Source organism: Flavitalea sp. (assembly GCF_035489435.1).
In the GTDB taxonomy this organism is placed as follows: domain Bacteria; phylum Bacteroidota; class Bacteroidia; order Chitinophagales; family Chitinophagaceae; genus DATHKG01.
Window position 1 is genome coordinate 17,170 of record NZ_DATHKG010000078.1, and the last position, 9,882, is coordinate 27,051.

The 9,882-nt window shown below is 41.9% G+C and carries 12 protein-coding genes; 4 read left to right on the forward strand and 8 right to left on the reverse strand.

The window, feature by feature from the left end:
- Positions 1–74: 74 nt before the first annotated feature.
- Entirely contained in the window at positions 75–1,070 is a 996-nt protein-coding gene (gene trpS, locus VK664_RS11825) for a tryptophan--tRNA ligase (protein ID WP_461398867.1), read from the reverse strand.
- 84 nt (positions 1,071–1,154) lie between these two features.
- Between trpS and gatC the strand changes: the two genes are divergently transcribed.
- From gatC to VK664_RS11840, 3 genes are read left to right on the forward strand one after another with little or no spacing between them, the layout of a single operon-like run.
- Entirely contained in the window at positions 1,155–1,478 is a 324-nt protein-coding gene (gatC, locus tag VK664_RS11830) for an Asp-tRNA(Asn)/Glu-tRNA(Gln) amidotransferase subunit GatC (protein ID WP_461398868.1), read from the forward strand.
- Positions 1,479–1,532: 54 nt separating this feature from the next.
- Positions 1,533–2,237, forward strand: coding sequence for an ABC transporter ATP-binding protein (locus VK664_RS11835; protein ID WP_461398869.1), 705 nt, complete (start codon positions 1,533–1,535; stop codon positions 2,235–2,237).
- Positions 2,238–2,255: 18 nt separating this feature from the next.
- Positions 2,256–2,816 (forward strand): cob(I)yrinic acid a,c-diamide adenosyltransferase, encoded by a 561-nt coding sequence (locus tag VK664_RS11840; protein WP_461398870.1) that lies wholly within the window; start codon positions 2,256–2,258, stop codon positions 2,814–2,816.
- Positions 2,817–2,822: 6 nt separating this feature from the next.
- Here VK664_RS11840 and VK664_RS11845 read toward each other — a convergent pair whose 3' ends face one another.
- Positions 2,823–3,476, reverse strand: a complete 654-nt coding sequence (locus VK664_RS11845; RefSeq protein ID WP_461398871.1) for an ABC transporter ATP-binding protein — start codon at positions 3,474–3,476, stop codon at positions 2,823–2,825.
- Between the two features lie 182 nt (positions 3,477–3,658).
- On the opposite strand from VK664_RS11845, the gene VK664_RS11850 reads away from it, so the two are divergent.
- Positions 3,659–3,880: a DUF2795 domain-containing protein gene (locus tag VK664_RS11850; RefSeq protein ID WP_014221625.1), complete on the forward strand. Its 222-nt coding sequence runs from the start codon at positions 3,659–3,661 to the stop codon at positions 3,878–3,880.
- A 187-nt stretch (positions 3,881–4,067) separates the two neighbouring features.
- On the opposite strand, the gene VK664_RS11855 is transcribed toward VK664_RS11850, so the two are convergent.
- The 6 genes from VK664_RS11855 to VK664_RS11880 all read right to left on the reverse strand — a co-directional run.
- Positions 4,068–4,457: a VOC family protein gene (locus VK664_RS11855; RefSeq protein WP_461398872.1), complete on the reverse strand. Its 390-nt coding sequence runs from the start codon at positions 4,455–4,457 to the stop codon at positions 4,068–4,070.
- Positions 4,458–4,471: 14 nt separating this feature from the next.
- Positions 4,472–5,284: an enoyl-ACP reductase FabI gene (locus VK664_RS11860; RefSeq protein ID WP_461398873.1), complete on the reverse strand. Its 813-nt coding sequence runs from the start codon at positions 5,282–5,284 to the stop codon at positions 4,472–4,474.
- A 95-nt stretch (positions 5,285–5,379) separates the two neighbouring features.
- A complete protein-coding gene (gene recN, locus VK664_RS11865) occupies positions 5,380–7,038 on the reverse strand; it encodes a DNA repair protein RecN (protein WP_461398874.1) in 1,659 nt (552 codons plus the stop codon).
- A gap of 93 nt (positions 7,039–7,131) precedes the next feature.
- Positions 7,132–8,634, reverse strand: a complete 1,503-nt coding sequence (locus VK664_RS11870) for a tetratricopeptide repeat protein (protein WP_461398875.1) — start codon at positions 8,632–8,634, stop codon at positions 7,132–7,134.
- Between the two features lie 128 nt (positions 8,635–8,762).
- The gene (locus VK664_RS11875) at positions 8,763–9,518 is read right to left on the reverse strand and encodes a zinc ribbon domain-containing protein (RefSeq protein WP_461398876.1); all 756 of its coding nucleotides are present in this window, start codon (positions 9,516–9,518) and stop codon (positions 8,763–8,765) included.
- Positions 9,519–9,547: 29 nt separating this feature from the next.
- A partial coding sequence (locus VK664_RS11880) for a Nif3-like dinuclear metal center hexameric protein (protein ID WP_461398877.1) occupies positions 9,548–9,882 on the reverse strand: 335 nt, incomplete at its 5' end.

The window sequence follows — 9,882 nt, forward strand, 5'->3', positions numbered from 1 at the left end:
TTATTCACCTATACATTCAATTGACAAAAACATATTCCCTTTGTTTTGATGGTTGATCCGATAGTTGATCCCGGTTAATAATAATTAAGTCCCATGGCTTCCCGAACAAGCGCCATGGTGGCTCCGGCGCTTTTACTTGCTTTTTCGGCACCTTTCACCATTACTTCTTTAAGATATTTTTCATCATTGCGTATAGATTCTGCCTTTTCACGGATCGGGGCGATAAATTTCACCATATCCTCAGCAAGTTGCTTCTTCATATCACCATAACGGATAGTACAGCTATTAAAAGCCGCTTCAAATTGCGCGGTTGTTTCAGGGCTACTTACCAGCTCCATCAACCGGAATATATTCTGAATATAGTCTGGTTTATCAGCATTTTGTTCCGTTGGGCCGTTATCCGTTTTTGCTTTCTTTATCTTATCCGTTATTGCCTTGTCGCAGTCAGACAGATACAGAGTTGCGTTCTGGTTTTCGCTTTTGCTCATTTTTCCGCTACCGTCAAGACTGGGTACCTTAAGTAGTTCAACACCATAGTTAAAGGCTACCGGTAAAGGAAAGATCTCACCATATCTGTGGTTGAAACGGGTAGCAAAAGTTCTTGCCATTTCAAGGTGTTGTTCCTGATCCTTACCAACAGGCACATACGTTGCCCGGTGTATTACAATGTCCGCAGTTTGAAGCACCGGGTAAGTAAGCAGGCCGGCGTTGGAATTCTCGGGCTGTTGTCTTACTTTATCCTTAAATGTGGCGGTTTTTTCAAGCTCGCCTTTATATGCAAGCATATTCAGATACAGGTACAATTCCGAGGTTTCAAATATATGGCTTTGACAATAGAGCGCTGCCTTATCAGGGTCCAGGCCACAGGCAATATATTCAGCGAGAACACGGCTCACATTTGTTTTTAATTCTTTGGTATCGGGATGCGTTGTGAGTGAATGCAGGTCTGCAATCATAAAATAGCATTCAAACTCGTCCTGGAGACGCACATAGTTTTTTACAGCTCCAAAGTAATTTCCCAGGTGTAAAAATCCTGTGGGCCGGATCCCACTCATTACAATCTGTTTCATGCTTCATTTCTGTTTGGACGTTTCTTATTCTTCAAATGGACGGCGAAGATAGAGATAAACCAGTTTTTTGTTATTTTTGTTTTCATGGAAGTGAACGACAAAATGATCGACAACCTTGCCAACCTCGCAAGACTGGAATTCAATGATCAGGAAAAAACAGACATAAAAAAGGATCTTGAAAAAATGATCAGGTTCGTTGAAAAGTTGAATGAACTTGATACCACTGGTGTGACTCCCCTCCTGCACATGTCGGCTAATCTGAATATATTAAGGGAAGATGAGGTAACCGGCTCGGTGAGCCGGGAGGAAGGTCTGAAAAATGCTCCCGACCATGATAGCCGTTTCTTACTGGTACCTAAGGTTATCACAAAGCCCGACAATGCGGAAATTAATTCGGATCAACCGTAATAATTGCTTTTCTTTACGACCCATGTATTGCATTAATCATAACAATTAGTCATAATGACCCCAATCATACATCTTGTAGATATCCGCAAAAGTTATTACATGGGTAAACAGGCAATCTCTGTTTTGAAAGGGATCAACATGGATATCTTCAAAGGTGACTATGTTGCTTTAATGGGACCTTCTGGTTCCGGAAAAAGCACATTGATGAATATATTAGGTTGTCTTGATACACCAACTGCCGGAACATATATCCTGAATGGACATGATGCCAGTAAGATGGCAGATGATAATCTTGCCGAAATCAGGAATAAAGAGATTGGCTTTGTTTTTCAGCAATTTAACCTGCTACCCCGTTTAACGGCAGCCGAAAATGTAGCCCTTCCCCTTGTTTATGCAGGAATACCGAAGAAACTCCGGACCGAAATGGCGATGGATGTTATCGGCAAAGTAGGCCTGCAGGACCGCAGCCACCACAAACCAAATGAACTTAGTGGTGGTCAGTGTCAGCGTGTCGCCATTGCCAGGGCACTGGTAAACAGCCCCGCGCTGATCCTGGCAGATGAGCCTACGGGTAACCTTGATTCTAAAACCTCTGTCGAAATCATGGAAATATTTAATACCATCCATGCAAGCGGTAATACGGTTGTGCTGGTTACACATGAAGAAGACATTGCCCATTATGCCAAAAGAGTGGTGCGTTTAAAAGATGGGCTTATTGAAAGTGATCGGTTAAACACCGAGAAATTGGTTCATGCTTAATTGTTTCATGCTTAATTTATGGCATTCAGGATCTATACTAAAACCGGTGATTCAGGTTCCACTTCCTTAATTGGAGGAACCAAAATTTCCAAAGCAGATCTGCGGATCGAAGCTTATGGTACAGTTGATGAGTTGAACTCCTATATTGGTCTTTGTCTTGATCTTATTCCAAATAAACATGCGAAAATGACTCTACAGGAGATCCAGGATCGCTTGTTTACCATTGGTTCTTCTCTGGCTGTTGATCCGGGTAAGGAATCAAAGCTTTTGATTCCGGATCTGCACGAAACTGATATCAGTGTACTGGAACAAGAAATAGATATCATGAATGAAGCGCTGCCTCCCATGAAAAACTTCATTCTTCCCGGGGGACATGTTACTGTTTCGAATATCCATATAACCCGCTGCGTCTGCCGTCGCGCCGAGCGGCTATGTGTAAGGCTGATCGAGGCTTCCCATGAAAATTACCCTTTAATTATTAAGTACCTCAACCGGCTGAGTGATTATCTTTTTATGCTTGCGAGATTTATTGGCCAGGAACTAAATGCTCCTGAGACTCCCTGGAAGCCAAGGGTTTAACCGGTATCATTCCACTATCTTCCCATCTTTCATATGCAGAATGCGGTCACTCATAGTCGCTAGTTCCTCGTTATGGGTAACTATCAGGAAAGTCTGGCCCATACGGTTCCGAAGATCGAAGAAAAGCTGGTGCAACTCTCTTGCATTGCCCGAATCAAGATTACCCGTAGGTTCGTCGGCAAAGATTATAGCCGGATCATTAATCAGCGCCCTTGCGACCGCTACACGTTGTTGTTCCCCACCCGACAAACTACCTGGTTTGTTTTCGACCCTGTCTTTTAACCCCAGGGTTCCCAGTAGTTCAACTGCTTTTTCTGCTACTTCCTTTTTTTTGCGGCCGGCCATCCAACCCGGGATACAAACGTTTTCGATAGCGCTGAATTCCGGCAGCAGGTGATGAAACTGGAAAACAAAGCCAATATGTTTATTACGGAATGCGGCCACCTGTTTTTCGCGGAGATAGTTCACAACCTGGCCATTTATGATCACTTCCCCGGCCGAAGGCGCATCCAACGTACCCAGGATATGTAAAAGTGTACTTTTACCGGATCCTGAAGGTCCGGCAATACTTACGATCTCAGATTTTGCAATCTTAAGGTCCACCCCCTTTAGTACCTGCAGTTTTCCGTAGAATTTTTGAATGTTGGCAGCTTTTAACATAAGTACTTATCAGCGCCGTAAATTACTACAAACCAGTCGGTTCAAGGGGAGAAAACTAAAAATAAAATAAATATAGAGCCGTTTTTCAATATTAGATTTGGTTATATCGTTTAGAAATTTACTTTTGCGAAAAAATTACGGGGAGAATTCATTTCCCGGTTCAAATTAAAACGGGTATAATAATGTTTTGGACACTCGAATTAGCATCCTATCTCGAAGACGCACCCTGGCCTGCTACCAAGGATGAACTTATCGACTACGCGATCCGCAGCGGCGCACCCATTGAAGTGGTTGAAAACCTGCAGGAACTCGAAGACGAAGGTGAAATTTATGAAGGCATCGAAGACATCTGGCCTGATTATCCAAGCCAGGATGATTTCTTTTTTAATGAAGACGAATATTAAGAAAGCAGATTACCAGATAAAGAAAGCGGGCTTAAGGGTCCGCTTTTTATTTCCTCTTAATATTTATTTCGTCCAAACACCCATGGTCTAAACATCCATCGTCTAAAAACCCATCTGGTTCAAATAGCTGCTTATTTCTTTGATGGATATTATCAAATTTTCTATACTGTAATCTCTTTCCTGTTTTCTATACTGTAATCTCTATCCTGTTATTTTCGGGGTCGAGGATCACACATTCATAGTATCCGTCACCAGTCATTCTTGGTCCATCCAGCAATTCAAAGCCATCCGCTATTAACCTGTCTGCCATTTCATCTACAGCATGAACTGATCGCACTGAAATGGCAAGATGAACAAGCCCTGAAAACTGCTTATATGGATCATTCGCAGATTCCGGGATACCGGGCATTTTCATAAGTTCGATCCTTGCTCCAGTATCAAAACTCAGGAAAACTGACTGGAATTGCTTTACCGGGTTGAGATAAACCGGCCCCGCCGTTGCGCCGAAATAGTTGCAATAAAACGCCTTCATTGTGTCCAGCTCCGAAACCCATATAGCGAGATGTTCGATATGCATCTATTCAGGATATTTTATTTTTCCATCTGTGTTATCACACCTTCTGTTACACCCATTGTTGAAAATCCACCATCATGAAATAAATTCTGCATGGTTACCATTTTCGTAAGGTCACTGAAAAGCGAAACACAATAATCCGCGCATTGATCGGCTGTGGCATTTCCAAGCGGACTCATTTTTTCAGCATAACCGATGAAACCGTCAAACCCTTTCACACCGGAACCGGCTGTAGTTTTGGTAGGTGATTGTGAGACTGTATTGATTCTTACTTTTTTTCTTAAAGCATAATGATAACCGAAACTCCTGGCAACACTTTCAAGCAAAGCTTTGGCATCGGCCATTTCACTATAATCAGGAAAAACCCGTTGAGCGGCAATATAAGAAAGTGCCACTACGCTACCCCACTCATTGAGCATGTCCATATCCCAGGCTGTTTTCAGCACCCGGTGCAGTGACATTGCCGAGATATCCAGGGTTTTTTGATTGAATCCATAATCCAGATCAGTGTAACCACGACCCTTACGTACATTCAAACTCATTCCCACTGAATGAAGAATAAAATCAACTCCACCATTGAAATGAGCAGAGGCCCCTTCAAATAACTTCTTCAGGTCATCCATATTTGTAACATCGGCTCCAAATACCGGTGCACTGATCTGCTCTGACAATTTATTTATCTCGCCCATCCTTAAGGCAACCGGTGCATTTGAAAGCACAATACTTGCTCCTTCCTCATGACAACGCAGTGCGGTTCTCCAGGCCATCGATTTTTCATCTAACGCTCCGAAAATAATTCCCTTTTTCCCTTTTAAGAGATTGTACGACATAGTGGATTTTTGATAGTGATTGAAATGATGCGGTAAAAATAAGGGATTAAAGCGAAGTAACGATGGTGGTGGTGAGGCTCTTAGTTTATGAAGAATCAGTTGTTTACCATTTCACGGGCATTCTCCAATGCAGCAGCAGTTGGCTTTTCACCGCTAAGCATTTTTGCTATGGCTGTAATGCGTTCTTCATTTGAGAGCATCCTTATATTGGTTTTGATAGTGTCGCCCTTGATCTGTTTATAAACAAAAAAATGGGCATCTGCCTTACCTGCTATTTGCGGTTGGTGGGTTATAGATATCACCTGGCGTTTCCTGGCAAGCCCTTTCATAATGATACCAACCTGTTTTGCGGCTTCACCTGAAATTCCCGTATCAATCTCATCAAAGATCAATGTCGGCAGGTCGAGTGATTCAGCAACCAGCGACTTAATGCATAACATGAGCCTGCTTAGCTCTCCGCCTGAAGCCACTTTCCGGATCGGCTCAAAACGATTGCTCTTATTCGCATCAAATAGCAACTCTATTTTATCAAGCCCGTCTTCACTCAATGAAGGCAAGGTTGAAATCCGCACTTTTAACCTGGCATTTGGCATACCCACTTTGGAAAGTAATTCATTAACATTTTTTTCAAGCGGTGCAACCTGTTTATTTCTATTTATTGTTAGCTGTATTGCAATACCTGTCGCGTCCTGTTGTAAATTGTTTGACAGGGCCTGTGTTTTTGCAATTGATTCGTCTATATTTAAAACGTCCTGCAACTTTTCCTGCAACTGGATTTTAATTTCAAGAAGCCCGGCAGTTGATTTTACCCCATGCTTTTTTTGAAGCTTGTAGCCAACAGCTATTCTCTCGTTAAGTTCTTCTATGCGCCGTGGATCATATTGAACCTGGTCACTTATACTTTCCACCTCATCGGCGATATCCTGTAGTTCTATCTGGGCCGATTGGAGCCGGCTAACGATCTCAGGTAATTTAACGTGGTATGATGAGTATGACTGCAACTGGCCGCATAAAGACTTTAAGGAAGAAACAACAGGTTCTTCACCTTCGGTCAGTTCGTAAGTGAGTTTCTGCAATACTGCTTTTATACCTTCGGAATTTGAAAGCAGATTCAGCTCCGCGTCCGCATCTTCGAGTTCATTTTCTTTAAGCGCCGATTCTTCCAGTTCATCAAACAAAAACTTATTATAATCAAATTCTTTTGTGAATTGTTCTTTTCTTGTATTGAGTTCAGCGAGATCCCTTACAGCGTTTGTCCATTGGCGGTATAAGTTGGCATAACCAACCAGCAATTGGGTGTGTGCTGCCAGTGCATCGATCACTTCAAGTTGAAAGTCTGCATCTCCAAGTTCAAGTGTATCAAACTGCTGATGCAGATCAACCAGCATGGAACTCAAACCCCGAAGTTGATCAAGATTCACCGGTGTATCGTTTACAAACGCGCGTGATTTTCCGTTTACATTGATCTCCCTGCGGATCACCAGCTCATCTTCTAAATCCAGATCTTCTGCTTTCAGAAATTCACGGATATTTTTCTTTTTTTCAGTGTTAAATATCGCTTCGACAAAACATTTCTTTTCACGGTTTTGCAGTACAGTCAAATCGGCCCGATCACCTAGTATCAGTGAAAGAGCTCCCATCAATATTGATTTACCGGCTCCTGTTTCACCGGTAATGATATTCAACTTGCCAGAGAAATCAATCTCAATATCATCAATGATTGCGTAATTCTGAATATGAAGTCTGTTAAGCATATGTTTTACTCCTGCTGATCAATCGTCCCTATTAAAACTGAAAATTAGCTAATTCACTCTAGTAATCAAGGTGAAAAGCCTGGAAATGACAGGTTATTTTTCACCATCTTCCAGGGCTACCTCGCAACGGTCTATACCTGCCTTGGCGCGTTGATCAATACCGTTTTTATAGTCGTGATCCTTCATGGTAATACAAGCTCTGAACCAGGTAAGTGCCTCCTGGAATTTTTGTTGCTTCTCCAAAATAAATCCAATTTGCAAAGCCGCTCTTGCTGCAAAATATTCCTGCCGGTTTTTACCTTGCCGGAAGGCAAGCTTATAAAAATTAATCGCTTCATTATCGCGGTCTAAATCATCATAAATTCTTCCTGCACGATAATTAAATTCGAGTTTTTCTTGGGGTTCCCGGAAGTCACCGGCAGACTTACCATGCAACAACCTTAAGGCCTCACGATGATAACCACCATCATTAAATAATCTTGCCTGTAGTAATAATTTGTTGGGCCAGACCTTCGTATTGGCTTCCTGCTGCGCCTGTTTATCGGCTTCGCTATCCGTGTTGCCTTTTGTAAGTATGAGTTGGCGGGTACGATCTGCTTTTGCCTGGTCACCTTTCATATAATACAGCCAGCTGATTTTCTGTAAGGCATCTTTCATATAAAATTTACCTTTGAATGTTGCGGCAAAACGTTCAAGGTAAGTGAGGGCTTCAGGTGAACCTTTGTATAATAAAATATATCCTTTTTCCAGGTCCCAGACAGGAGACTGGAAATAGCCGGGCTCAGCACTTCTTTTGTCGAGAATTTCTAAAGCAACTTCTGCCTGTTGGTTGTGTGTACTTAAGTTAGCTGCGAGATAAGCAAAAAGATGATTGTTAACCAGGTCAAGCTTCTGGTTGCGGACATAGTCCAACACGCCCTCCTTATCGTTTTCTATATAGTAAGACAGGTAACAATAATAGAAGATTCCTTCATCACGGTAAAGCATGGCCGCCGGATCCGGCGACTGCAGAAATATCCTTAACTCCTTCATGCCGGATTGTATACTTCCACGGATACCCATCATATTGCTGAGCCAGCGGTATCCTTCCGGAATTGTTCCAGCTGCCACCTGCATAGCACCACGATACATTTGATTAGGAAGAAAATCCGGAAACTTTTTTGCGTTGTCTTTCACCTGTACAAACGAGCGGCGGAACTCCCAACCCGCATCCCAGTTATGCCCGAATTTGATTTTAATAACAGCCCATTGAAAATGAACCGTTGCAGCGCTGAAAAGATAATATGGAGAATTTTCCGGGCCGTCGCTAAGGAGTGATAAACGCTTGTCGAGATTGCGCATCCGCTTTGTGTATTCCGCCGGATCTTCATTAAAGAACAGCGTAAAAAAATCTATATAATTTTCTAGCAGATGCGGGATCAGGTTGTCGGGATGCTTCTTTTTTTCAAGGTCAATCAGCTGTTGACCCGATTGCAATTTCAGTTTCAGGATCTCCTGGTAAGCCTGTTGACATTCCTTATTGAAGTCAAATATCTTTTCTGCGGAAAGAAAATTGAAACTGCAAACCAAAAATAAGATGGAATATATACGTTTCATAAGGACTGCACAGTATTCTTTGATTCCATCACTCAATATATGATTCCATCACTCAATATAAAAAATAAAGGTGTTCATTTTCACGAACACCTTCAGATATAAATTTTATCAGGAAAACTTATTTAAGATCATTTAACGTCAACACTGTCGAACAGGTCACGATCAACCAGTATACGACCACAGTTTTCACATACGATAATTTTTTTGCGTTGTTTGATTTCACTCTGACGCTGTGGAGGAATTGCATTGAAGCAACCACCGCAGGCATCGCGTTCTACAGGCACCACTGCTAAACCATTACGATAATTTTTGCGGATACGATCGTATGAATTCAACAAACGCTCTTCAACCTTTTCGCGGGCATCAGAAGACAATTTGCTAAAATGTTTTTCTTCTTTTTCAGTTGATGCGATGATTTTTTCAAGTTCGCCTTTTTTTGTACTAAGTACACCTTCCTTTGCTCCAATGTTCTTTTTGGCACGATCAAGCACGATCACTTTTTCACCGATTTCTTCATTGGCATCCTTGATATGTTTTTCAGCGAGTTTCATTTCGAGTTGCTGCATTTCAATTTCTTTATTGATTGCTTCGAACTCCCGGCTGTTTTTTACATTCTCAGATTGCTTCTCATATTTCTTGATCAGCGCCTCTGCATCTTTTATCAGGTTCTTTTTGCTATTGATAAACTCCTGGATTCCATTGATCTCCTCTTCTATCCTTGTTTGCCTGGCATTCAGACCCGTGATTTCATCTTCAAGATCACTCACTTCCATGGGTAGTTCGCCTTTCAAAATCTGAATTTCATCGATCTTTGATTCTACCTTTTGAAGGGCAACCATAGAGGCTAATTTTTCCTCAACAGAATAATCTTTAACGTTGGCCATATTTTGATTGATGTTTTGTGTTTTGATGATCAAAAAAAGTAATGGACCGGGTTGGTTTTTACTTTTGTTTTGAGGACGGCAAAGTTAGTAAATTTTTCCCGCAAAATATCATATAGGAGGTCGATCGTGAACTGCTCGCTCTCAAAATGCCCTATATCACAGACTAAGATCCGGTCATTTGCATCAAAAAACTCGTGGTATTTTATATCACCGGTGATGTAAACATCGGCATTTGCTGCTAATGCCCTGTTAATCAGGAAACTACCGGCTCCGCCACAAAGGCTTATCACCTTCACTGGTTTTTTGGGGAATGCAGTATGTTTCAATACCTGGAGTTGAAAAGCCGATTTAATAAAGGTTAAAA

Coding starts and splice junctions, on each gene's coding strand:
- trpS (WP_461398867.1), bottom strand. CDS start 1,070: ATGAAACAGATTGTAATGAGTGGGATCCGGCCCACAGGATTTTTACAC.
- gatC (WP_461398868.1), top strand. CDS start 1,155: ATGGAAGTGAACGACAAAATGATCGACAACCTTGCCAACCTCGCAAGA.
- VK664_RS11835 (WP_461398869.1), top strand. CDS start 1,533: ATGACCCCAATCATACATCTTGTAGATATCCGCAAAAGTTATTACATG.
- VK664_RS11840 (WP_461398870.1), top strand. CDS start 2,256: ATGGCATTCAGGATCTATACTAAAACCGGTGATTCAGGTTCCACTTCC.
- VK664_RS11845 (WP_461398871.1), bottom strand. CDS start 3,476: ATGTTAAAAGCTGCCAACATTCAAAAATTCTACGGAAAACTGCAGGTA.
- VK664_RS11850 (WP_014221625.1), top strand. CDS start 3,659: ATGTTTTGGACACTCGAATTAGCATCCTATCTCGAAGACGCACCCTGG.
- VK664_RS11855 (WP_461398872.1), bottom strand. CDS start 4,457: ATGCATATCGAACATCTCGCTATATGGGTTTCGGAGCTGGACACAATG.
- VK664_RS11860 (WP_461398873.1), bottom strand. CDS start 5,284: ATGTCGTACAATCTCTTAAAAGGGAAAAAGGGAATTATTTTCGGAGCG.
- recN (WP_461398874.1), bottom strand. CDS start 7,038: ATGCTTAACAGACTTCATATTCAGAATTACGCAATCATTGATGATATT.
- VK664_RS11870 (WP_461398875.1), bottom strand. CDS start 8,634: ATGAAACGTATATATTCCATCTTATTTTTGGTTTGCAGTTTCAATTTT.
- VK664_RS11875 (WP_461398876.1), bottom strand. CDS start 9,518: ATGGCCAACGTTAAAGATTATTCTGTTGAGGAAAAATTAGCCTCTATG.